General features: G+C 66.7%; 27 protein-coding genes and 1 pseudogene. 13 read left to right on the forward strand and 15 right to left on the reverse strand.

The annotated features are described in order from the left end of the window. Positions 1–11 precede the first annotated feature (11 nt). Genes L0963_RS02330 through L0963_RS02345 form a run of 4 tightly spaced genes read right to left on the reverse strand, consistent with a single transcriptional unit; the run spans position 12 to position 3753 of the window. Positions 12–1034 (reverse strand): DNA topoisomerase IB, encoded by a 1023-nt coding sequence (locus L0963_RS02330; protein ID WP_062900756.1) that lies wholly within the window; start codon positions 1032–1034, stop codon positions 12–14. A gap of 58 nt (positions 1035–1092) precedes the next feature. Then, entirely contained in the window at positions 1093–2220 is a 1128-nt protein-coding gene (locus L0963_RS02335; RefSeq protein WP_062900755.1) for an acyltransferase family protein, read from the reverse strand. Beyond that, positions 2217–3575 carry a putative O-glycosylation ligase, exosortase A system-associated gene (locus L0963_RS02340; RefSeq protein ID WP_062900754.1) on the reverse strand — a complete coding sequence of 453 codons (1359 nt, stop codon included), beginning with the start codon at positions 3573–3575 and terminating at the stop codon, positions 2217–2219. Before L0963_RS02340 ends, L0963_RS02335 begins: the two co-directional genes overlap by 4 nt. Continuing rightward, a complete protein-coding gene (locus tag L0963_RS02345; protein WP_217372675.1) occupies positions 3568–3753 on the reverse strand; it encodes a hypothetical protein in 186 nt (61 codons plus the stop codon). The genes L0963_RS02340 and L0963_RS02345 overlap by 8 nt, the downstream gene beginning before the upstream one ends. Before the next feature lie 104 nt (positions 3754–3857). Between L0963_RS02345 and L0963_RS02350 the strand changes: the two genes are divergently transcribed. The 3 genes from L0963_RS02350 to lepA all read left to right on the forward strand — a co-directional run bounded on the left by L0963_RS02350 (position 3858) and on the right by lepA (position 8251). After that, on the forward strand, positions 3858–5081 hold the full coding sequence (locus tag L0963_RS02350; RefSeq protein WP_062902982.1) for a TIGR04063 family PEP-CTERM/XrtA system glycosyltransferase: 1224 nt from the start codon (positions 3858–3860) through the stop codon (positions 5079–5081). A 45-nt stretch (positions 5082–5126) separates the two neighbouring features. Next, positions 5127–6053 (forward strand): hypothetical protein, encoded by a 927-nt coding sequence (locus L0963_RS02355; RefSeq protein WP_062900753.1) that lies wholly within the window; start codon positions 5127–5129, stop codon positions 6051–6053. Positions 6054–6427: 374 nt separating this feature from the next. Continuing rightward, positions 6428–8251 carry a translation elongation factor 4 gene (lepA, locus tag L0963_RS02360; protein ID WP_058812482.1) on the forward strand — a complete coding sequence of 608 codons (1824 nt, stop codon included), beginning with the start codon at positions 6428–6430 and terminating at the stop codon, positions 8249–8251. Positions 8252–8260: 9 nt separating this feature from the next. Here lepA and L0963_RS02365 read toward each other — a convergent pair whose 3' ends face one another. Next, on the reverse strand, positions 8261–8611 hold the full coding sequence (locus L0963_RS02365; protein ID WP_186402968.1) for a helix-turn-helix domain-containing protein: 351 nt from the start codon (positions 8609–8611) through the stop codon (positions 8261–8263). Between the two features lie 180 nt (positions 8612–8791). Here L0963_RS02365 and L0963_RS02370 point away from each other — a divergent pair, with 180 nt between their 5' ends. After that, positions 8792–9418 carry a GNAT family N-acetyltransferase gene (locus L0963_RS02370; RefSeq protein WP_062900751.1) on the forward strand — a complete coding sequence of 209 codons (627 nt, stop codon included), beginning with the start codon at positions 8792–8794 and terminating at the stop codon, positions 9416–9418. A 240-nt stretch (positions 9419–9658) separates the two neighbouring features. Here L0963_RS02370 and L0963_RS02375 read toward each other — a convergent pair whose 3' ends face one another. From L0963_RS02375 to L0963_RS02385, 3 genes are all read right to left on the reverse strand, one after another. Continuing rightward, entirely contained in the window at positions 9659–9934 is a 276-nt protein-coding gene (locus L0963_RS02375; protein ID WP_062900750.1) for a hypothetical protein, read from the reverse strand. 184 nt (positions 9935–10118) lie between these two features. Then, positions 10119–10418 (reverse strand): CtrA inhibitor SciP, encoded by a 300-nt coding sequence (gene sciP / locus L0963_RS02380; protein ID WP_003038785.1) that lies wholly within the window; start codon positions 10416–10418, stop codon positions 10119–10121. Positions 10419–10420: 2 nt separating this feature from the next. Beyond that, the gene (locus L0963_RS02385) at positions 10421–10732 is read right to left on the reverse strand and encodes a hypothetical protein (protein ID WP_217372674.1); all 312 of its coding nucleotides are present in this window, start codon (positions 10730–10732) and stop codon (positions 10421–10423) included. Between the two features lie 216 nt (positions 10733–10948). Here L0963_RS02385 and mnmA point away from each other — a divergent pair, with 216 nt between their 5' ends. The 5 genes from mnmA (at position 10949) to L0963_RS02410 (ending at position 13936) form a co-directional block, all read left to right on the forward strand. Further along, on the forward strand, positions 10949–12091 hold the full coding sequence (mnmA, locus tag L0963_RS02390) for a tRNA 2-thiouridine(34) synthase MnmA (protein ID WP_062902981.1): 1143 nt from the start codon (positions 10949–10951) through the stop codon (positions 12089–12091). A 57-nt stretch (positions 12092–12148) separates the two neighbouring features. After that, positions 12149–12565, forward strand: a complete 417-nt coding sequence (locus L0963_RS02395; protein WP_062900749.1) for a hypothetical protein — start codon at positions 12149–12151, stop codon at positions 12563–12565. A 106-nt stretch (positions 12566–12671) separates the two neighbouring features. Continuing rightward, positions 12672–12812 (forward strand): hypothetical protein, encoded by a 141-nt coding sequence (locus tag L0963_RS02400; RefSeq protein ID WP_186402970.1) that lies wholly within the window; start codon positions 12672–12674, stop codon positions 12810–12812. A 34-nt stretch (positions 12813–12846) separates the two neighbouring features. Beyond that, a complete protein-coding gene (locus L0963_RS02405; RefSeq protein ID WP_062900748.1) occupies positions 12847–13545 on the forward strand; it encodes a DsbA family oxidoreductase in 699 nt (232 codons plus the stop codon). 88 nt (positions 13546–13633) lie between these two features. Beyond that, positions 13634–13936: a hypothetical protein gene (locus L0963_RS02410; RefSeq protein ID WP_062900747.1), complete on the forward strand. Its 303-nt coding sequence runs from the start codon at positions 13634–13636 to the stop codon at positions 13934–13936. Between the two features lie 12 nt (positions 13937–13948). On the opposite strand, the gene L0963_RS02415 is transcribed toward L0963_RS02410, so the two are convergent. After that, positions 13949–14530: a DsrE family protein gene (locus tag L0963_RS02415; protein ID WP_217372673.1), complete on the reverse strand. Its 582-nt coding sequence runs from the start codon at positions 14528–14530 to the stop codon at positions 13949–13951. Between the two features lie 265 nt (positions 14531–14795). Here L0963_RS02415 and L0963_RS19780 point away from each other — a divergent pair, with 265 nt between their 5' ends. Together L0963_RS19780 and L0963_RS02420 are read left to right on the forward strand one after the other, a co-directional pair. Then, positions 14796–15161 (forward strand): hypothetical protein, encoded by a 366-nt coding sequence (locus L0963_RS19780; protein WP_263587719.1) that lies wholly within the window; start codon positions 14796–14798, stop codon positions 15159–15161. A 15-nt stretch (positions 15162–15176) separates the two neighbouring features. Then, a pseudogene (locus L0963_RS02420) lies at positions 15177–15425 on the forward strand (thermonuclease family protein); the annotation flags it as partial. Here L0963_RS02420 and L0963_RS02425 read toward each other — a convergent pair. Continuing rightward, positions 15422–16096, reverse strand: a complete 675-nt coding sequence (locus L0963_RS02425) for a hypothetical protein (RefSeq protein WP_186402973.1) — start codon at positions 16094–16096, stop codon at positions 15422–15424. The pseudogene L0963_RS02420 and the gene L0963_RS02425 sit on opposite strands and share 4 nt — an antisense overlap. A gap of 154 nt (positions 16097–16250) precedes the next feature. On the opposite strand from L0963_RS02425, the gene L0963_RS02430 reads away from it, so the two are divergent. Next, positions 16251–16508, forward strand: coding sequence for a DUF2171 domain-containing protein (locus L0963_RS02430; RefSeq protein WP_062900741.1), 258 nt, complete (start codon positions 16251–16253; stop codon positions 16506–16508). A gap of 97 nt (positions 16509–16605) precedes the next feature. Here the strand turns inward: L0963_RS02430 and L0963_RS02435 are convergent, their stop codons facing one another. The 5 genes from L0963_RS02435 to L0963_RS02455 all read right to left on the reverse strand — a co-directional run bounded on the left by L0963_RS02435 (position 16606) and on the right by L0963_RS02455 (position 18795). Next, positions 16606–16947, reverse strand: a complete 342-nt coding sequence (locus tag L0963_RS02435) for a TraR/DksA family transcriptional regulator (RefSeq protein WP_062900740.1) — start codon at positions 16945–16947, stop codon at positions 16606–16608. Further along, the gene (locus L0963_RS02440) at positions 16944–17192 is read right to left on the reverse strand and encodes a YdcH family protein (protein WP_062900739.1); all 249 of its coding nucleotides are present in this window, start codon (positions 17190–17192) and stop codon (positions 16944–16946) included. Before L0963_RS02440 ends, L0963_RS02435 begins: the two co-directional genes overlap by 4 nt. 172 nt (positions 17193–17364) lie before the next feature. After that, positions 17365–17817, reverse strand: a complete 453-nt coding sequence (locus L0963_RS02445) for a hypothetical protein (protein WP_062900738.1) — start codon at positions 17815–17817, stop codon at positions 17365–17367. A 138-nt stretch (positions 17818–17955) separates the two neighbouring features. Then, positions 17956–18105, reverse strand: coding sequence for a hypothetical protein (locus L0963_RS02450; RefSeq protein ID WP_162928312.1), 150 nt, complete (start codon positions 18103–18105; stop codon positions 17956–17958). A gap of 120 nt (positions 18106–18225) precedes the next feature. Next, complete coding sequence (locus L0963_RS02455) at positions 18226–18795, reverse strand: DUF4440 domain-containing protein (RefSeq protein ID WP_062900737.1); 570 nt, start codon at positions 18793–18795, stop codon at positions 18226–18228. 359 nt (positions 18796–19154) lie between these two features. Here L0963_RS02455 and L0963_RS02460 point away from each other — a divergent pair, with 359 nt between their 5' ends. Next, positions 19155–20072: an IS110 family transposase gene (locus tag L0963_RS02460; protein ID WP_234178537.1), complete on the forward strand. Its 918-nt coding sequence runs from the start codon at positions 19155–19157 to the stop codon at positions 20070–20072. Positions 20073–20153 lie beyond the last annotated feature (81 nt).

The following is a 20153-nucleotide window of genomic DNA, read 5'->3' on the forward strand; positions in this document are numbered from 1 at the left end:
TGGTCGGTCGGTCAGGCGGAACGGAGCAGCGCGCCGGCATCGGGCGCGCGCTCCAGATAGGTCAAAAATCCGCGTTCGTAACGCGAAAGATATTTGGTCGCGCGCGGCAGGCGCCCCGCGACCGCGGCAAAATCTCCGCGATCCTGCGCAGCGGCGATCATCGCCGGGTGGACATAGGCGCGCCGCGCAACGGCGGGCGTGTTGCCGAGCCGGTCGGAGACGCGCGTCAGCATCGCCTTGAGCGAGGGTGGCTCTTCGGCGTCGTACAGACAGGCGAACGCCTCGACGCTCGCCCACCAGGTGCGGAAATGCTTGGCGCTGAAATCGGCGCCCATCGCCTCGCGGATATAGGCGTTGACCTCGTCGGACCCGACCGCGCACGGGCCATCCGCATCCTCATATTGGAAAAGATGCTGGCCGGGCAGGTCCTGCAACCGGCGCACCAGGGTCGCCAGGCTGCGGTCGCTGATCGTCACCTCGCGCCGCGCGCCGCCCTTGGCGCGGTAGCGGAGCCGGAGGCGCTGCCCCTCCAGTCGCGCGTGACGCCGGCGCAGCGTCGTCGCGCCGAAGCTCTTGTTTGCGGCGACATATTGTTCGTTGCCGACGCGCAGCGCGGCGAGGTCGAGCAGGCGGACGACGGCCGCGACGACGCGATCCGCGCACAGCGATCGGCGGCGCAAATCGCTTTCCAGCCGCGCGCGGAGCAGCGGCAGGGCCTGGCCGAAGCTGGCGCAGCGATCATATTTGTCCGCCTCGCGCGCGGCCCGGAAATCGGGGTGGTAGCGATATTGCTTGCGCCCGCGCGCGTCATAGCCGGTCGCAAGGATATGCCCGTTCGCGGCCGGGCAGAACCAGGCATCCTCATAGGCGGGGGGCAGCGCGATCGCGTTGAGGCGCTCGATCTCGGCGCGGTCGCGGATCACCTTGCCCGCGGCGTCGCGATAGCGCCAGCCCGATGCGGCCCGTTCGCGGCGGATGCCGGGCAGGCTGTCGTCGACATGGATCAGGCGGGGGGCGGCACGCGGCGACGGCATGCCTTGTTAAGCGTCCTGGCCGGGCGATGGTTCCCTCCGCCGGCGCAGCGGGCAGGCGTCAGCTTTGGCGGGTTTGCGCCTGCCGCCCGGCCGCCAGCCGCGACAAGAGAGCGTCGCCGCCGCGCTGGACGATCCGCCGCGCCGGGACTTCCAGCCAGCGGTGGAGCAGGTGTGAGACGGCGAGCGTCAGCGCGACGAAGGCGGCGATCTTTATCGGCGCGACCATCGCCGGATCGTCGACAAGGACCAGCTTGAACAGGATCCACAGGAAGAAGTGCGACAGATAGACAGCGTAGCTGATGTCGCCGAGCCACTGGGCGAGCCGTCCCGACAGCAGCGGATGCGGTGCGAGCGACGCCTGGAGCGCGGTGATGACGACCGCCGCCATCGCCAGCGGGATCGCCGCAGGCTGGGGCAGGCCGGCGAACAGGATCAGCGCCGCGAGCAGCGCGAAGATCGCCGCGGTCGCATATATGACCCGGCTCCCGTCGCCGCGCGCGCGCTGCGCCGTCCACCACTGGCAGAGCGCGACCCCGAGGAAGAATTCGGCGAGGCAGCGGACGAGGCCGGTCGCCGCGATATCGTCGCCGATCCCCGCGCGCCCCGTCGCGGCGAACCAGCCGCCGAGCGCTGCCGCGAGCAGCAGCGCGAAGAGCGGAAAGCTCCACCGCCCCGCGGGCAATCGCGCCGCCCAGCCGCCGGTCGCGGCGAGCAGCAGATAGGCCGCCCATTCGGTCGAGATCGACCAGGCCGGGTCGTTCCAGCGCAGATCGGCGGTGAAGCCCCAATTCTGGACCAGCAGCGCGTGCGCGGGCAGCGTGGCAAAGCCGTAATGCGGCCCCGGATCGCGCCCGCTGGCGAGCAGCGCGACCGCGAACAGCGCCATCGCCGCCAGGATCGCGAGATGCAGCGGAAAGATACGCGCGATGCGGCGGACCAGAAAGCGCGGCGCGGCGCGCGTCCCCTCGGCAACGAACGCCGGACCGTAATTCCACCACAGCACGAAGCCCGACAGGACGAAGAAGAGATCGACCGCAAGATAGCCGTGCGCGAAACCGTCGATGACCGCGCCGTGCAGATAGCCCGCCATGCCGCCCCGGATATGATAGAACAGCACCGCGAGCGCCGCAAAGCCGCGCACCCCGGTCAGCGTCGGCAGCATGCGGGGCTTTTGCGCCGCGATCATGCGGCAAATCCCTGCGCGCGCGGCCGCATCCAGTTGCGTCCCGATTCCTGCTCGCGGCGGCGGCAATAGGTCGACAGCCCGATTTCGAGCGCCAGCATCATGTAGATGAAAGGCTGGAACGCGATTCCGACGAACAGCGACCCGACCATATAGACGATATGGCCGTGCTGGAGCGCGGTCGCGAGCGGCGCGATCCATTGCTCCTCGGCGCGGCGTGTCTTGAGGTAACGGCGGCGCACCCGCTCCATCTGGACGATGCCGGTGATGTGGAGCAGCAGCCACAGCAGCGTGCCGGGATAGCCCTGTTCGCCCAGCATTTCGAAATAGGCCGAATGATAGGCGCGCGACTGTTCGTCATGGATCACCGGATCGCCCGCGCCCGGACGACCCGCATCGGCGTTCGACCCGGTGGTTTCGACGCGCAGGCGGTTCTGCATATAGGCCTCGAACCCGCCGCCGAACGGATGGTCCTTCGCATAGTCCCACGTCCACGCCCACACCGCGACGCGCGTCGATGCCGACTGGTCGGTGCGATAATCCTGCAGCGTTTCCATGCGCTGGGTATAGCTTTGCGGCAGGAAGGGGATCGCCGCGGCGACGAGCAGCACCGCCCCCATGATATATAGCAGCCGGTGCTTGACCGCGCGCAGCGACAGCAGCGCGAGCACGCCGAGGCAGATCAGCCCCGTGCGCGCCTGCGTCCCGACCGGCAGCAGCATGCAGGCAAAGCAGAGCGCGAAGCAGAACAGCGAGACGCGCCAGTCGGGCGGAAAGACGGTGCCGTGGCGGCGGAACCACAGGATCGCGGGGATGATCGACACCGCGACCGTCGACATGGTGCTGCCTTCGTACAGGCCGTAATTTTCGGACAGCAGCAGTTGCAGTTCGCCATAGCCGCCGCCGCCCGCCGCGGTCTTGATCCCGCCCGCGATCGCGATCGTCGCGGCCGACAGCAGCATGAAGAGCAACAGCGATTCGATGCGCAGCTTCGTGCGCAGCGTCAGCGGCAGGAAGATCGCCCAGACCAGCGCCTTCCAAACCCATCCCCATTTATCGAGCGCCTCGACCGGAAAGTCGGCGCTCATCGTCGTCATCCAGCAATAAAAGAGCAGGATTAGCATCAACGTCTGCCGCCCCGACCAGCGCGTGTCGCGCTTGTCGTCGAAGGCGAGCCAGCCGATGATCGCGAGGATGAAGACGATCAGCGAGATCGGAATCGAATTGATCAGGAAATAGCTGAGCCGCTGCGGTGCGACGATGTCGATGTAGCAAAAGCACAGCACGAACAGGAACGGCTTGCGAAAGCCGACCCCGATGAAGGCGAACAGAAAGGCGACGAAGGCAAGGTCACGCATCGGATCGGCGATCCTCCGCGGCCTCGGGCGCCATCGCCGCCATGCGTTCGGCGTCGCGCTGTTGCTGCCACAGCATGCGCGGGCCGACCTCACGGTCGAGGTCGTCGCGGTGCAGCAGGCGCCAGAGGGCGATCGCCATCAGCACATGCGTCAGGGCAATCGCAAAATTGTCGATCATCTGCTGCGCACCTGGCTTCCCCTCCGGCCCGCAGGCCCGTTTCGGCGGCATTACCCGATCGGGGTTGACGCGGCGTTAAGGCTTGTATGGCAAAGGCTTGGCCGATGACCCGGATCCTGCACGTCCTTGACCATAGCCTGCCGGCGCACAGCGGCTACACCTTTCGTACCCGGGCGCTGATGAAGGCGCAGGCGGCGAAGGGGTGGGCGGTCGCTGGGGTGACGGGGGTCCGCCATCCCGACCCCGGACCGCCCGTCGAAACAGTCGACGGGCTCACCTTCTATCGCACGCCGCCGATCGCGCCCGCGCGCTCGCCGTGGCGCGAATGGCGCGAAATCGGCGCGCTGGCGGACCGCGTCGCGGCGCTGGTCGACGAATGGCGCCCCGATCTGCTCCACGCCCACTCACCGGTCCTCGACGGGCTCGCGGCGCTGCGCGTCGGCAAACGGCTCGGAATTCCGGTGATCTACGAAATTCGCGCCTTCTGGGAGGATGCCGCGGTCGGTAACGGCACGGGCCGCGAGGGCAGCGCGCGCTATTTTCTGACCCGTCAGCTCGAAAGTCATGCCGTCCGCGCCGCCGACGCCGTCGCGGTGATCTGCGAAGGGCTGCGCGGCGACCTCATCGCGCGCGGGGTGGATCCCGCCAAGATCGTCGTGTCGCCCAACGGCGTCGACCTTGACCTGTTCGGCGACCCGCCGCCGCGCGACGATGCGCTCGCCGCCGACCTCGGCCTCATGCCGGGCGACGCGGTGATCGGCTTCATCGGCAGCTTCTATGATTATGAGGGGATCGACGATCTGATCGCCGCGATGCCCGCGCTCGTCGCTGCCGAACCCGGCGCGCGGCTGCTGCTCGTCGGCGGCGGGCCGATGGAGGCGGCGCTCAAGGCCCAGGCCGCGGCGTCGCCCGTCGCCGACCGCATCCTGTTCGTCGGACGGGTGCCGCACCAGGCGGTCGAGCGCTATTATTCGCTGATCGACATCCTGGCCTATCCGCGCAAGAAGATGCGGCTTACCGATCTCGTCACGCCGCTGAAACCGCTTGAGGCAATGGCGCAGGGCAAGCTCGTCGCCGCATCCGATGTCGGCGGCCACCGTGAACTGATCGCCGACGGCGTCACGGGCACGCTGTTCGCGCCCGACGACCCACCGGCAATCGCCGCGGCCCTTGCCGGGCTGCTGCGCGATCGCGACATCTGGGATGAACGCCGCCGGACCGCGCGGGCGTTCGTCGAGGCCGATCGTAACTGGTCGTCAAACATTTTGCGTTACGAGCCCGTTTACCAGAGATTGTTGCGCCGCGGCGCTGCATCGCTCGCGGCTTGATGATATAGGACAGGCTCCTCTTCGGGAGCGACGGATTTGGACGATATGGACGATAGCGCCGACGGCTCCGACAAGGTTTCGCATCGCAAGGCCCGCGCCGCCGCCTGGATGCGCGCGCTCCGCCCGGCGATGCCGGCGGTCATCGGCGCCGCGGCGCTGACCTTCCTCTTCGCCGCGATCATGCCGATGGCCTGGGTATTCGGCATTGGCTGGAATCTCTATCTCGACCGTCTGTCGGACCTGTTCGTGCCGCCGGTCGGCAATGGCGCCCGTCTCGCGCTGGCGCTTGGCATGGCGCTTGTCGCCGCGCTGGTTGCGGCCTTTGTCGCGCTGCTGATCGCCGAGCCCGAGGCGTCGGGCCTTGCCGCGCTCGGGCGCCGTCTGCGCCGCCGCCAGGAGGCTGTCGACGATGATATTCCGGTGCGCCGCCGCGCCGACCTCCACCCCGATGATCTGCCGCGCGCGCCGCTGCGCGCCGGACGCGACCTTCCCGAACAGGGGCTGGGGCCGGTCGATGCGGCGCCCGAGGTCGCGGCGGACTATCTTCTTGAATATGAACCCGACGCGCTCGCCGGTGCCGATGTCGTCGAGGATGTGGACGCTGTCGAGATCGTCGAAGCGGCCGTGGCACCCTACACGCCGCCCGCAGCCGACGCTGCGCCGGACGAAGAGGATGAACTGATCCTCGCCGATCTTGCGCCCGTCGAGGTTGAAACACCCGGTGACGAACCCTGGCTTCAGCCCGCGAAGATTGCTGGACCGGCGATGCCCGATCCCGCCGACAAATCGCTCGGCGCGATGGTTGCGCGCTTCGAGGCAGGGCTCGCCCGGCGCCGCGAAACCAGGACGGCAACCGCCGCAGTCCCGGTGCCCGATGTCGCCGCCAACGAAGATGCCGACGAAGAAATCGACTTCGCGCTCGAAGCCGCGCTCAGCACTTTGCACCGCCTGAACCGCGGCACGACGGGCTGAACCGCCGCACCCGGCGGCCTGAAATCGCTTTCCTGCATTGTTCCGGCGTGTCAGCCTCGCCGCATGCCTTCCGTGCCATCCTTTCCTGCGCGACCATCGCGGCGGCTGCGGCTTCGCGCCCTACGCACTGCCGCAGCGTCTCCGCCCCGAAACGGCCTGCCCGGTGCAATCGCGCGTGAAGTAGCGCAATTTTCCGCCATTTTTCGAATGGCACCGCGCCGCGGGCATCGCCCGGTCCTGCGGCGCCTTCGGGACGCTGCGAGCGCTGCAATCGCGTGTGAAGTTACACGCTTTTCTGCGCCTTTCGCGCCGGTGGCTGCGCGCGGCTGCGCGGCGGTGCTGACAGCGCGCAATTCCCCTGCTAACGGCGCGCGATGACGACTCCTCTCTCGCATATCCGTAATTTCTCGATCATCGCGCATATCGACCATGGCAAGTCGACGCTCGCCGACCGGCTGATCCAGTTCACTGGCGGGCTGACCGAGCGCGAAATGTCGGCGCAGGTTCTCGACAATATGGACATCGAGAAGGAGCGCGGGATCACGATCAAGGCGCAGACGGTGCGCCTGACGTACAAGGCGCACGACGGCGAAACCTATCAGCTCAATCTGATGGACACGCCCGGCCACGTCGACTTCGCCTATGAAGTCTCGCGCAGCCTGGCGGCGTGCGAGGGCGCGCTGCTCGTCGTCGACGCGGCGCAGGGGGTCGAGGCGCAGACACTCGCCAACGTCTATCAGTCGATCGAGCATGACCATGAAATCGTGCCGGTCATCAACAAGATCGACCTGCCCGCCGCCGACACCGACAAGGTGAAGGCGGAGATCGAGGATATCATCGGCCTGCCCGCCGACGATGCGGTGCTGGCCAGCGCCAAGTCGGGGATCGGCATCGAAGAAACGCTCGAAGCCATCGTCGCCAGGATTCCGCCGCCGAAGGGCGATGCCGCGGCGCCGCTCGTCGCGATGCTCGTCGACAGCTGGTACGACCCTTATCTCGGCGTCGTGATTCTCGTCCGCGTCGTCGACGGGGTGCTGAAAAAGGGTCAGCAGATCAAGTTCATGCAGGCGGGGACGACCCATCTGATCGACCGCGTCGGCTGTTTCACCCCGAAGCGGACCGACCTTGTCGAGATCGGCCCGGGCGAGATCGGTTTCATCACCGCACAGATTAAGGACGTTGCGCAGGCGCGTGTCGGCGATACGGTCACCGACGCCAAAAGGCCCGCCGCGGCGCCGCTACCGGGGTTCAAGGAGGTTCAGCCGGTCGTCTTCTGCGGCCTCTTCCCGACCGATGCCAATGATTTCGAGAAGCTGCGCGAAAGCATCCAGAAGCTGCGGCTCAACGATGCGTCGTTCAGCTTCGAAATGGAGACGAGCGCCGCATTGGGCTTCGGCTTTCGCTGCGGTTTTCTGGGTCTTCTCCACCTCGAGATCATTCAGGAGCGGCTGACCCGCGAATATGACCTCGACCTGATCACCACGGCGCCGTCGGTGGTCTACAAGCTCAAGCTCACCCGGTCGAAGGAAGGCGGCCCCACCGAGATGGAGCTCCACAATCCGGCCGACATGCCCGATCCGAACCGGATCGAGGAAATCGAGGAGCCGTGGATCGAGGCGGTTATCTATGTCCCCGACGAATATCTGGGTTCGATCCTCAAGCTCTGTCAGGACCGCCGCGGCATCCAGAAGAATCTGACCTATGTCGGCGGCCGCGCACAGATCACCTATGAACTGCCGCTCAACGAAGTCGTGTTCGATTTCTACGACCGGTTGAAGAGCATCAGCCGCGGCTATGCCTCGTTCGACTATCACCAGATCGGCCACCGCCCCGGCGATCTCGTCAAGATGAGCATCCTCGTCAACAATGAGCCGGTCGATGCGCTCAGCATGATCGTCCACCGGGGCAGCGCCGAGGCACGCGGGCGCGGGATGTGCGAGCGGCTCAAGGATCTGATCCCGCGCCACATGTTCAAGATCCCGATCCAGGCGGCGATCGGCGGCAAGGTGATCGCGCGCGAAACCATCGCGGCGCTGCGCAAGGACGTCACCGCCAAATGCTATGGCGGCGACGCGACCCGCAAGAAAAAGCTCCTCGAAAAGCAGAAGGAGGGCAAGAAGCGGATGCGCGAATATGGCAACGTCAACATCCCGCAGGAGGCGTTCATCGCGGCGCTGCGAATGGGCGACGACGCCTGAGGGTGCGCGCTACATCTCGATGATGATCTTGACCTTCGCCGGCGTCGTGCCGGCGGCCTCGGCGATCTCGCGGCGCGCCTGCGCGACCAACTGGCCAAGATGCGCCGACTGAGGCGGACCGCCGAGGCCGTTCAGGTCTGCAAGCGGGGTGCCGAGCACATCGGCGAGCCGGCGCAGCCGCGCCGGCTTGGGGCGCGACCGGTCCTGCTCCCAATAGCAGACCGACGTCACCGCAACGCCAAGCTGGCGGGCAATATCCCGCTGCGTCAGCTGCCGCGCCTTGCGCAACTGCGCCAGCCGCCCGCCAAGCGTTTCGGGAAAGGCTGCCGCCCCCGACGTTTTGAGGGGATTGAGATCCATAATATACACGACCCGGCCTTTTTTGCTTTTTGGCCGCCCCGAATATCAAAGCCCGCCACCGGCTACTTTCAACTTCTCACGCAAAAATAAGGGGCTGCACCCTCCGGCAGGAGCGATTGTCTTTCGGCCCGGGCGGCGATAGCTTGCCGAACACCGACGACAGCCGGGAAAGGACGAAGCGTGCACGCTCCCGCAAGGCCGATCGACGACATCGTCGTGCACAGCGTGCTCAACGACGGAACCGCGGTATGCCTGCGGACGATCCGGCCCGACGACGCCGGCCTGCTCCGCGCCGGAATCCAGAAACTCTCGGCCGAATCGCGCTATCTGCGCTTCTTTTCGCCTGCGCCGGCCATGCCCGATGCGGTGATCGAGCGGCTGGTCGATGTCGATGGCCACGACCATATCGCCTGGGGCGCGATTTGCACCGAATGCGAAGGCGAGCCGGCGATCGGTGCGGTTCATGCCGTCCGGCACAAGGCAGGGGCCGGCGGGGGCGAGATGCGTGTCGGCGAATATTCGATCGCAATCCTCGACGCCTTTCACGGCCAGGGCCTCGCCCGGATGATGACCGCGGCGCTGCTCGTCGATTGTCTCGCCGAAGGGTTGACGACGCTCGACGTCAATATCCTGTCCGAAAATCACGCCGCACTGGGGCTGATCAAGGCGATGGGCGGCACGCGCAAGGAGGAATCGCGCGGCGTCGCCGAATATGTGATCGACGTCGCGGCGGCGCTGGAGGCGCTGCGCAGCGACGCGGACGCACGCGGGGTTCAGGATGTGCTGAAGCAGCTCGGTGCCGGATAGGCCGGTGGTCCTCCCCGCCGCCGGGGGTCGCGACCGGCGGCGGGAAGGTGAAGAACGCGGGTGTCGGAGCTCCCGTGTCCCACGCACATCGCTCTAGCGGCGCTGCCATGACGTCACCGTGACCGGCGTCACAGGGGCCAATCTTTTATGTCGCGAACAAGCGAAAGGGCGCCAGCGGCATGCGCTGGCGCCCTTTCCAGGCTGTCCGTGACCCGCGGGGGGCGCAGGTCGGGGACAGTCTTACTTCTTCTGCGTGTCGCCGACGCCGGTTTCGGACGGGGCAACCTCGCCATTGTCGTCCATCGCGTTGGCTTTTTCCTCGCCCATTTCTTCGACCCGGTCGGCCTTGTTTTCCATGGCTTCCTTGGCGGGGCCATCGGGCATGGTGTCGGCCTGATCATCAATGGCGTCGGCCCGCGATTCGGCCTGATCCTCGACACTGTCGGCGGCGGGGCTCTGGCAAGCGCCGAGCGCGAGAGCCGAAGCGGCGGTGAGGGTAAGAGCAATCTTGCGCATTATAACAGTTCTCCCTTGTTACAGGGGGGGCAACGCCGCGCCGCTGGCATCGGTTGCAACAAAATTTGCAAGCCTATGCTTTCGCAATGCTATTTTTTGATTCCACGCCGCTCCTGTCCCGCTCCGACGCAAAAAAGGGGGCGCCCGCAGGCGCCCCCTTCATCATGTATCGCACGCGATGCGATCAGAAGCGCTGCTGGCGCTCGTAAAGATCGCGGTAGTGCTGGATACGCGTGACGCGCAGGCCCGGCATGCCGCTGCGGTCGATCGACCGCTGCCAGCCGGCAAACTCCTCGAGCGTCAGCGAATAGCGCTCGCACGCTTCGTCCACGGTCAACAGGCCGCCATTGACGGCTGCAACCACTTCCGCCTTGCGGCGAACGACCCAGCGCGTGGTGTTCGCAGGCGGCAGACTGTCCAGCGTCAGCGGTTCCCCAAGGGGGCCGATGACCTGGGCGGGCCGGATTTTCTGATTCTCGATCATGCTCATTCCATAAAATCTTCGTCGTGGGGGATCGGCAAAGCCGACGTCCGTGCTTTTATAGAAGAGGGGTTCAACATCGGCTGAAACCCTCTGGTAAACGCGCTGTTCACAGTTTCGGGCAGCCCGTTCGCTTCGTCGGACAAGTCGAAGAAGCGCGCGGGACGAAGCATTCCGTCGTCCAGTGCCTGCACCCCGCCGCCCAGCATTTCGCGCACCGCGCCGACCGCTGCGGCATGCGATTCGTCGGTCTCGCGCTCGCGCAGCAAGCGAACGGTCGGAAGCGCTGCCTGCCGCGCCCGCGACACCGCGAGCAAAATGTCGAAGCCGGGCTTCGACAGGCTCGTCGCATCGGCTGGATGCGGAAGGTCGGAGGGAAGCAAGTTCATGCTGCCTGTCTAGCGCGTGCGGCCTAAGGTCCAGTAAATGCCCATTTCATCGCTTGTTAGCGAAGCTTAACTCGCGTCAATATCTTGACACCCGCCGCGGAAAAGCTGGCATTTTGCCTGATCGCTCCCTAGATGGCGCGCATCATGGCAACCGTAATTTCACCCGCGGGCCTCGCCCAGGCCGACTTCCAGCTCGCCGGTCCGTTAAAGGATCGGCGAATCGTGGTCGCGATGTCGGGCGGAGTCGATTCGAGCGTCGTCGCCGCGCTTGCCGCGCGGTCGGGCGCCGAGGTGATCGGCGTGACGCTGCAACTTTACGACCATGGCGCCAAGGCCAAGCGCGTCGGGGCTTGCTGCGCGGGGCAGGATATTCGTGACGCCCGCGCGGTCGCCGACCGGCTTGGCTTCGCCCATTATGTCCACGACCATGAAAGCCGCTTCCGCGATACGGTGATCGATCAGTTCGCCGACGAATATCTCGCGGGCCGGACTCCGATCCCGTGCGTCCGTTGCAACATGGGTGTGAAATTCACCGATCTTTTCCAGCTCGCGCGAGATCTGGGTGCCGATTGCCTTGCGACCGGCCATTATGTCCGCCGCATCATGGGGTCGGCCGGTGCCGAGCTGCACCGGGCGGTCGATCCCGCCCGCGACCAAAGCTATTTCCTCTTCGCCACCACGCAGGAGCAGCTCGACTTTCTGCGTTTCCCGCTCGGCGGGCTCGAAAAGAGCGTGGTGCGCGAAATCGCCCGAGATCTTGGCCTTGGCGTCGCGGGCAAACCCGACAGCCAGGATATCTGTTTCGTCCCCGACGGCGACTATACGACGCTGGTGCGCAAGCTGCGTCCGGAGGCGGAAGATCGCGGCGAGATCGTGCATATCGACGGCACGGTGCTGGGCGCTCACAAGGGGCTTATCCATTATACGGTCGGCCAACGCCGCGGCATCGACATCGGCGGGCAGACCGAACCGCTTTATGTCATACGCCTCGATGCGGCGACAAAGCGCGTCATCGTGGGGCCGCGCCGCGCGCTGGCCGTCGCAGGCGCGCGGATCGGCGAAGCGAACTGGCTTGCCGAGGTCGATCGTCGCCCGGTTCTGGCAAAGGTGCGCAGCATGGCGAAGCCCGTGCCGGCGCAGATGAACGGCGACCGGCTGGTCTTCGCCGCGCCCGAATATGGCGTTGCGCCCGGCCAGGCGGCGGTGCTCTATGATGCAGCCGAACCCACGCGCGTACTCGGCGGCGGCTGGATAGAGGAAAGCTTCGCGGCCGAGCCGACGGAATAGATTGCACTTTCTGTCCCGATGCCGCAGCTTCGGCGCTAAGCAAGGGGAGAGACGATCATGGTCAATTGGGTGTTGCGCGGCGCGGTCCTGCTCTGGGCGCTGCTCTTTTTCATCGTCGGCATTCGCGGCGTGTTGAACCCTGCCAGCTTTACCGAAACCTTCGGAATCATTGCCGATGGCGTCGCCGCGAACACGGTGCGTGCCGACATGTCGGCCTTTTTCCTCGTGGCCGCCGGTGGCGCGGCGCTCGGGGGGCTGCTGCGCGGCTGGTCGCGCGCGCTGCTGGTTCCCGCTGCGCTTTACGGCACTGCGCTAGTCGGCCGCCTGATCGGGGTGGCGAGCGGCGACATGGTCAATGGCGGCATCGTGCAGGCGATGATTATCGAAGCCTTGTCGGTCGGCCTGATGATCACGGCCTATTATATGCTCTCGCGCGCCTCGGCTGCGGCTTCGGGGGTCGAGATTTCGTCATAATGAGCTGATCGGTAACGAGAAATTCGGTCCTGTTGTGTTGCGGGCCGGTTTATGCGTAAATTTATATCGGGTCGCGCTTCTGTTTCCTGTGTGAAAGGGGCCGCACATGACATCCGATGACGACAAGCGGGACCGTTCGGACCGGCGCCAGAGCGATCGGCGCGTCGCGGACGATCCCGACTACAATGGCCCCGAGCGCCGTCAGGGCGACCGGCGGTCGGGCAAGGAACGCCGTACCGGGGGCTGACCGATCGGGCAGGCTGGCGGCACGGTTCAGGAGAATGACCGTGACCCGAACAGAATTGCCGCGCCTCAGCGTTGATATCGTGTCCGACGTGATGTGCCCCTGGTGCATTATCGGCTGGCTGAAGTTTCAGAAGGTCATGGCGCATTTTGAGGGACGGTTGGCCTTCCGTGTCCAATGGCACCCTTTCGAACTCAATCCGCACATGCCCCCCGAGGGCGAAGACGCGGTCGAACACGTCATCCGGAAATACGGGATTACCCAAGAACAGAGCCGGGCCAATAGCGGGCGACTGGCGGCGATTGCGGCCGACCTCGGCTTTGCATTCAATCGGGGGCCGGGTTTTCGGATGCGCAACAGCTTCGATGCGCATCGTTTGCTCACCTGGGCCGGAGCGTTGGAAGAGCCCGATCAGGCGGCAGCGACCGGCGTTCAGACCGCGCTGAAACTCGCGCTGTTCCGCGCCCATTTCACCGACAATCGCGACGTCGGCGATCCCGCCGTCCTGATCGATGTCGCGGCCTCGGTCGGACTCGACGCGGCTCGCGCCGCCGCGATTCTGGACGGCGACGACTATGCCGAGATGGTGCGGATGGAAGAGGCTTATTGGGCAGACAATAATGTCACCGGCGTTCCGGCCTTCATCCTTGGCGGCCGCATGCTGATCCCTGGTGCACAGGATTCCGAAGCCTTCATTCGGGTCATCGAAAACAAGGTTCTGGCGAGCGCCGCCTGAGGAACTGTCCCCGCCGCACGGGCGTTTTCGATCCATTCCCGCCGCACAGGCTATTGGGGCCGATAGGCGCAATCAAGGAGATGGTTCGATGCCCGCTTCCCCCGACGAAGATGCCCCCGAAATGGTCAACCGCGAACAGGATGACGAACCCGCACAGGCGCAAACTGTCGCCGCGGCGGCGCGGCAGGCGCGTCCCCTCGAAGACAGCCGGAAAGTGCCCGCGCGCGACGAGGGCGACGACGCGCAGGATCTGGTCGATCATATGCGGCAGATGGAACGATCGGGCCGCATCGACATGGACGCCTATCGCGGCGAACGCAGCGACGATGACGAGGATGACGAATTGGGACCGGGCGGGGTAGAAGACGACGAACCGCGCGGCGCTCCCTGAATATCGGCGGTACTAAAAGGGATTGAGCGTATAGCCCTGCTGCTGAAGCAGCGCGTGGGCGGTCATCGCCGATAATGCCAGTTCGACGCCCGGGAGCAGATCGGTCTTTTTGACGCCCTGTCCCGCCGCGCTTTGGCCGCACACGATAACACGGACACCGGCCTTGATCAGGGCATCGACAAGCGCGGCGTTGGGATTTTCCGCGCTGGGATACTTACGCCCATAGGCTTCGGCGCCCGCCACATCGAAGGTTGCGGGGCCATGCACGACAATTGCGAGATGGATGCGTTCCGCCGGTACCCCGGCTTCGACCTGCATGTTGAGAAAGCGGGCGGCCGATTCCAGCGTGCGATTGAGTGTCGCCTCTTTCGCCGTGGCAACGTCGAACGCGATGTGAAATTCGGTTCCGGGGGGAATGCGCATATCGGCGTCGGTGACACTTGCGACCTTGCCGAACGCCGGGATGACCGTACCGCTATGAAAAGATGCCATCGGGTCGGGCGACGCCTTACCCATATCAGCGGCATGCAACGGCGACAGAAGGGCAAGGCCGGCAACAGCGAAGGCAAGCGCGAGCGGGCGGGACGGTGACATCGTGAGGTTCCTCTCGGATCGGGATTGATGGCGCAGCCTACCGTTCCGCTTCAGGCTGCACCAGCCCGCGAGCCCGTCAATCGCGCCGTTTGCGCATCATATCCGCCGTCGCGAGGCCGCCGACGACGACGATGAAGCTCACCATCATCAGCGCGAAAAGAAGAACGGGGGTTTGGGTCAAGGGATCGGTCATGTCTGGGGCTCCTTGGTGGTTCGGAAGCCCTGACATGAATGAGCGGCGGCGCGGCGGCATTGATCCTGATCAATGTGGCGCCGCAGTGGCGGCGTCTGCCGGTCGTCGCTGGCGGTTCGGACCGCACTCGTCATTACTTTGGTATGCCTGCGCTGGCAAATTCGCCTGCATGCCGCACCCGACAGATATCCGTTCCGCTTCGTGTCGTCGCCGTATCCGCGCCCGCCGATCTGGGGGGATGTGGGTGCTGGTGGCGGCAGCCGGAGCCTTTGCGGGAACTTTGGCGGCTTGCAGATGCAGGCATCCGCGCCGGCCCACGCCGAGCTGTCATGGCCCACTGCCGCGCCGGAACCGCATTCGGCGCATTTCGGATTTTGTCATACCGGAGGCGGGCGCAATTGCGTCGTCGATGGCGACACCTTCTGGTTCGAGGGCTAGAAATACCGCCTCGCCGACATCGACACCCCGGAGACGCATCCGCCGCGTTGCGCGCAGGAGGCGCGTTTGGGGACGCGGGCGACCGAGCGGCTGCGCGATTGGCTCAATTCCGGGGCCTTCCGGCTCGAAGAAAACGGACGCGACAGCGATCGTTACGGGCGCAAGCTGCGCATCGCCACCCGCGACGGGGTGAGCGTGGGCAGCGTGCTCATCGATGCGGGGCTGGCGCGGCCGTGGGAAGGGTATCGGCGCCCGTGGTGCTAGTCGCCGCCGGGCGCAGGGGGTAAGGCCTCGCGCAGCGGCTTGTTCGGTCCTGCAAGCTGCGCGTCGAGATCGTCGGCCAGCAATTGCGCGACGGGGTCGTCGCGGCGCGCGCGCAGCGTATCGCGGCGATCGGTCAGCGCCGCCGCGCGCTCGGCTTCAGGCAGCGCCATCACCTCGAGGTAAAAGCGCACCGCGGTAAGCCACGGCGCGTCGTCGCCGGGCACATCTTCGGCCCAGCGCGAGAAGGGGCCGCCCGCCGGCCCCCATTCTCCATCGTGGCGGTCAAGGAAGAAAAGCAGGCGCGAGCCGAGCGGCACCATGTAGCGGACGCAGCCGCCGATATAGGCGAGCGGATGGGCGTGCTGGAGCTCGTAGGGATTGCTGAGCGTGGCGAAGCGGCCGGTGGCGAGCGCGATCGGAAGCGTCTTCGGCGCGTCGGCAAGATTGCCCTTGAGCGCCGCGATCGGCCGGATGTCGAGGCGCATGTTGTCGGGGGCGCCGGCCGCGTCCATCGGGGTGCCGCCGGTGACGGTGGCGAGGAGGACCAACTCGGCTTCGGCGGTCAGTTCCATGTTGGTCGGCACCGCATAGCCTGGCGCGGGCGAGCAGGCGGCGGCTGGAAGCGGCGTGGCGAGGCAGGCGAAAACAGCGAGGAGAAGGGGGAAGCGCATGGCGGCCAGGCTAGCCCGCGTGTCGCCGCTTGGAAAGCCGGCGCGGTTTCGGAGCGCTTCGTCCAAGCCGATGGACCCGACTCGGCGCCCCATGCGTATCATCCCCGTCGCGGCCGCCGGATCAGCTGGCGACGGCGCGGCAAGGAGAAGAACCATGGCCGAACACGATCATAGCGCTATCAAGGAACATATGGCCGTCATCGGCGCCGACGGCGTCCATGTCGGTACCGTTGATCATGTCGATGGCGAACGCATCAAGCTGACCAAGGCCGACAGCCCCCAGGCCGAAGATGGCGAAGGCGCCGGGCACCATTATCTGCCCGCCGGCCTCGTCGCCGCGGTCGAAGGCGATACGGTGCGCCTGTCGGCGACCGCCGCCAATGCGGCCGATTTGTTCGAAGAGGCGGATTGACCGACACCCCGATAACAGATGGCCGGGACGCAATCTGGCGCCCGGCACCGAAACTGGCCCGCCCAGCTGCCTCCGGGCGGGCCATTTCATGTGCGCATCAGGCCGAAAGCTTGCGCGCGCATTCGATGCAGAGCGCCGCCTCGGGCTTGGCGGCGAGCCGTTCCTCGCCGATATCCTTGCCGCAGCTGGTGCAGATGCCGTAGCTCCCTTCGTCGATGCGGGCGATCGCCGCCGTCACCGCCGCGACTTGGCGCGCCAGCAGCGCATCCTCGCTCGCCAGCGCATCGTCATCCTCGCGCTCGATCGCTGCATCTTCGGCGTCGGCGCTGATCGGCGCGGTAAGGTCGGAGGCGACCCGCGCCCCGCGCGCTCTGAGGTCGGCGAGGCGCAGGATCAGCCCGGTGCGCACCGAGGCGAAGCTGTCACCGCCGCGGCTCATGTCGTCTGCTCCGCCGCGATGATCGCGGCGATCTCGTCGAGCAGCGCCAGCCGCTGCCGCTTCAGTTCCTCGGCATGTTCGTCGGACACCGGCTCGACTTCGCTCTCGGCGCGGTGGATGGCGCGGTTGACGACATGGTAGTGCTCCGCCAGCGCCGCAAAATGTGCGTCGCTTTCCTTGAGCCGGTGGATTGCCGCGGCATCGTCGGGAAATGCGTCGGCCAGTTCGTGGGGGGTATGCGACATGGGGCCTTCCTCCTGCTTCGATAATCCGCCGATCTTACCCCCAATGCGCCGGCGTGCATTGCGCTGAGTCAAAAACGGAGCCGGGGCACATCGCCCGGCTCCGTTCCGGTCGCCGTCCCGCGACCCACGGGACGGCGATCATCGATTGTGGCCCCGAAAGGCCGACAGCGTTTCAGCGCGCTTCTGCGGCACCCGCCGCGCGGACCGACAGATCGGCCTTGGGCAGCTTCGTCACCAGCGGCCCGGTCACGCTGTCGGCCTGGCTGTAGAGCGCCGAAAGCGGGACATTGTAGAGCTTGCCGCCGTCGACGACGATCGCATTGTCGCCGTCGATACCCTGCACCGTGCCGATGCTCGCGCCCTTGGCGTCGGTCACCTGTGCACCGGCGCGCACCTGTTCGCGCGTTGCGAGCGTCAGCTTCGCCGAATCGACCGCATCGTTCGCGGCGCCATCGACGCTGGCGACCGTCTGGCCGACGCGGTCGGTCACGCCGCCGACGGTGGTCGCGGGATCGAGTGCGGCGCCCGCGTTGACATTGGCCGCGCCGCCAAGGCCGACCTGCGCGACGGCGGGAACGGCGACGATCGCGGCACTAGCGGCGAGCGTCATAACGGTCTTGCGCATCGGGTTTCTCCTTATTGTCCGATCAAGGCCGCCCGGAGGGGGGAAGGGGAGATGGACGGCCTTGCCGACGACAAACCGGCGCGCCGGGCGTTCGTTGCCGCACGGGCGGCGGATCGACCGGCGCGCGCGACGGAGCGATCAGGCGGGGGTGGGCCGCCGCGCGATCAGCTTGTTGAGCGTCGCGATCCGCCGCCGAGCCGCGCTCCAGTCGCGTTCGGGATGCGCCGCGATCTGGCGGAGGAGAGTGCCGAGTTCCTTGCGACGGTCGCCTTCGGTCACGGGTTGCATGGGCTTTCTCCTTTCAGGCGCGCAGCATAGCATGGCGGCGGCCCGCCTGCGCACCGCTCACCCCGCGGGCGGGGCGGACCGGCTGGCGGCGCGCGGTCCCGGATTCGGAAGAACGACGGATCAGTCGGCCGCGGTCGGGGGATAGGGGGCAGCCGCGCCGTGGTCGTAGCTCAGGCTTTCCGACAGGCGGAAGCGGCCTTCGGCGGGCATCCATTGCCAGACGTGCATGTAGCGCGCGCCGCCGACCATGTCCCAGCGCGCGTCCTTGGCATTCCATTCGAAGAAGACATGCGCCGCCTCTTCGAGTGCGCCCCAGTCGCCGAGCGCGCGGATGACGCGCGATCCGGGGACGAGCAGGCGGCGGTTGCGATAGCCCGCTTGCGCACCGCCGGGCGCGCGTGCGGCGCAATTTTTCTCCATCCCCGCGACGAAATCGGCGCGGTCGGCGATAGCCAGCCCGTCCTTGTCGTGGAGCATCCGGTAATCCGGGGTGAGCAGATCGGGCAGCGCGGCGGGATCGCAGCCTTCGAACACCGCCCAGAACAGCCGCGCATCGTTTGCCGCAATCGCCGCGTCGAGCGCGGCGCCGGTCGGCATCGGCGCGGACTGCGCAGCGACGGCGGGCGGGGGTGCAGGTGGGGCCTGCGGCGCGGGCGCCAGTGCGGCGGCGAGGAGAAGGGCGAGGGACATGGGTCGAAGCTCCTTGCTGTGTTGTTTGTATAATACGGCTGGACTCGGCGGGGCGCAAGCGGCGTGTACGCGATCCCCCCTGCCGCGCAGCGATGGAGAATCGCAGACGGCGCGCAGCGCCAGCGGCTGCTCCGTCAGCCCTTGCGGGCTGCCCCCTTGTATCTTGATAATGATGCATAAGCGCGTTTGCGGGAGGGTCCGCTAGCGGACCCTCCCGCGCCGTCTGCGAGCCCGTTGCCACCTAGGTTCTCGAGACCGCTGGGGAGCTTGGGCCCGGACGGATCTTTGCCAGCCCGCACGGTTGCGAGGGGTTGTACCCCGCACACGCAAGGAAGGGAACGAAGATGACGCAGCAAGATGTGATCGCCGGGATCGATGTGTCGAAGGACCGGCTCGATGTCTGTCTCTGGCCGACGGGTGAGACGATGGCCTTTGCGAACGACCCCGCCGGCTGTGCCCGGCTCGCCCGCCGGTTGGCAGGGCGGGCGGTGACGGCCGTCGCGCTCGAAGCGAGCGGCGGTTACGAGCGCGAGGCGATGGCGGCGTTGCGCGCGGCAGGCTTGCGCCTCCATCGCCTCAATGCGCTGCGGGTCCGCCGCTTCGCGCAAGGGTGCGGGGTCATGGCCAAGACCGACCGGATCGACGCCGCGGTGATCGCCCGCTACCTCGCCGCCGTACCGCAGCGCGCCGCCATCGACGAGCCGGCCGCCGAGGCCGTCGCCGAACTGGTCACCGCCCGCCGCCAGCTCGTCGAGGAGATGACCCGCTGCACCAACCAGGCCGCGCAGAGCCGGCAAGCTGTGCTCCAGCGCCTCGCCCGGCGGCGCATCGCGAGGATCAAGGCGGACATCCTCGCGCTCGATCAGGCCATCGCCACAGCGGTCGAGGCCGATGCCGACATGGCCCGCAAAAGCCGCCTGATGCGCTCGGTCCCCGGCGTCGGACCGGTCCTCACCCACAGCCTGCTGGCGCTGATGCCCGAACTGGGCCGCCTCTCGGGACGCCAGGCCGCCGCCCTCGTCGGGGTCGCGCCCTTCGCCTGCGAAAGCGGACGATACAAGGGACAGCGCCGCATCAGCGGAGGACGAAAACCCCTGCGCGATACAGCCTATATGGCCGCCCTCGTCGCCGCCCGGCACAATCCCGTCATGGCCGCCTTCAAACAACGCCTCGTCGACGCAGGAAAACCCCCAAAGCTCATCATCGTCGCCATCATCCGAAAACTCGTCGTCGCGCTCAACGCCATCATCCGAGATGAGCAGCCTTGGAAAGCTTGAAGACGGTTGCTCCCCATGGCTTCGCCAAAGGGAGGATCGGGTGGGACTGTTGCTGTGTGCCCCGGCCTTCGCCTGGGATCA

Source organism: Sphingopyxis sp. NFH-91 (assembly GCF_021401285.1).
Taxonomy (GTDB): domain Bacteria; phylum Pseudomonadota; class Alphaproteobacteria; order Sphingomonadales; family Sphingomonadaceae; genus Sphingopyxis; species Sphingopyxis terrae_A.

Excerpts from the sequence above, each read along its gene's own strand:
- L0963_RS02330 (WP_062900756.1), bottom strand. The coding sequence starts at position 1,034 with ATGCCGTCGCCGCGTGCCGCCCCCCGCCTGATCCATGTCGACGACAGC.
- L0963_RS02335 (WP_062900755.1), bottom strand. The coding sequence starts at position 2,220 with ATGATCGCGGCGCAAAAGCCCCGCATGCTGCCGACGCTGACCGGGGTG.
- L0963_RS02340 (WP_062900754.1), bottom strand. The coding sequence starts at position 3,575 with ATGCGTGACCTTGCCTTCGTCGCCTTTCTGTTCGCCTTCATCGGGGTC.
- L0963_RS02345 (WP_217372675.1), bottom strand. The coding sequence starts at position 3,753 with ATGATCGACAATTTTGCGATTGCCCTGACGCATGTGCTGATGGCGATC.
- L0963_RS02350 (WP_062902982.1), top strand. The coding sequence starts at position 3,858 with ATGACCCGGATCCTGCACGTCCTTGACCATAGCCTGCCGGCGCACAGC.
- L0963_RS02355 (WP_062900753.1), top strand. The coding sequence starts at position 5,127 with ATGGACGATAGCGCCGACGGCTCCGACAAGGTTTCGCATCGCAAGGCC.
- lepA (WP_058812482.1), top strand. The coding sequence starts at position 6,428 with ATGACGACTCCTCTCTCGCATATCCGTAATTTCTCGATCATCGCGCAT.
- L0963_RS02365 (WP_186402968.1), bottom strand. The coding sequence starts at position 8,611 with ATGGATCTCAATCCCCTCAAAACGTCGGGGGCGGCAGCCTTTCCCGAA.
- L0963_RS02375 (WP_062900750.1), bottom strand. The coding sequence starts at position 9,934 with ATGCGCAAGATTGCTCTTACCCTCACCGCCGCTTCGGCTCTCGCGCTC.
- sciP (WP_003038785.1), bottom strand. The coding sequence starts at position 10,418 with ATGATCGAGAATCAGAAAATCCGGCCCGCCCAGGTCATCGGCCCCCTT.
- mnmA (WP_062902981.1), top strand. The coding sequence starts at position 10,949 with ATGGCAACCGTAATTTCACCCGCGGGCCTCGCCCAGGCCGACTTCCAG.
- L0963_RS02395 (WP_062900749.1), top strand. The coding sequence starts at position 12,149 with ATGGTCAATTGGGTGTTGCGCGGCGCGGTCCTGCTCTGGGCGCTGCTC.
- L0963_RS02400 (WP_186402970.1), top strand. The coding sequence starts at position 12,672 with ATGACATCCGATGACGACAAGCGGGACCGTTCGGACCGGCGCCAGAGC.
- L0963_RS02405 (WP_062900748.1), top strand. The coding sequence starts at position 12,847 with ATGACCGTGACCCGAACAGAATTGCCGCGCCTCAGCGTTGATATCGTG.
- L0963_RS02410 (WP_062900747.1), top strand. The coding sequence starts at position 13,634 with ATGCCCGCTTCCCCCGACGAAGATGCCCCCGAAATGGTCAACCGCGAA.
- L0963_RS02415 (WP_217372673.1), bottom strand. The coding sequence starts at position 14,530 with ATGTCACCGTCCCGCCCGCTCGCGCTTGCCTTCGCTGTTGCCGGCCTT.
- L0963_RS19780 (WP_263587719.1), top strand. The coding sequence starts at position 14,796 with ATGTGGCGCCGCAGTGGCGGCGTCTGCCGGTCGTCGCTGGCGGTTCGG.
- L0963_RS02425 (WP_186402973.1), bottom strand. The coding sequence starts at position 16,096 with ATGCGCTTCCCCCTTCTCCTCGCTGTTTTCGCCTGCCTCGCCACGCCG.
- L0963_RS02430 (WP_062900741.1), top strand. The coding sequence starts at position 16,251 with ATGGCCGAACACGATCATAGCGCTATCAAGGAACATATGGCCGTCATC.
- L0963_RS02435 (WP_062900740.1), bottom strand. The coding sequence starts at position 16,947 with ATGAGCCGCGGCGGTGACAGCTTCGCCTCGGTGCGCACCGGGCTGATC.
- L0963_RS02440 (WP_062900739.1), bottom strand. The coding sequence starts at position 17,192 with ATGTCGCATACCCCCCACGAACTGGCCGACGCATTTCCCGACGATGCC.
- L0963_RS02445 (WP_062900738.1), bottom strand. The coding sequence starts at position 17,817 with ATGCGCAAGACCGTTATGACGCTCGCCGCTAGTGCCGCGATCGTCGCC.
- L0963_RS02450 (WP_162928312.1), bottom strand. The coding sequence starts at position 18,105 with ATGCAACCCGTGACCGAAGGCGACCGTCGCAAGGAACTCGGCACTCTC.
- L0963_RS02455 (WP_062900737.1), bottom strand. The coding sequence starts at position 18,795 with ATGTCCCTCGCCCTTCTCCTCGCCGCCGCACTGGCGCCCGCGCCGCAG.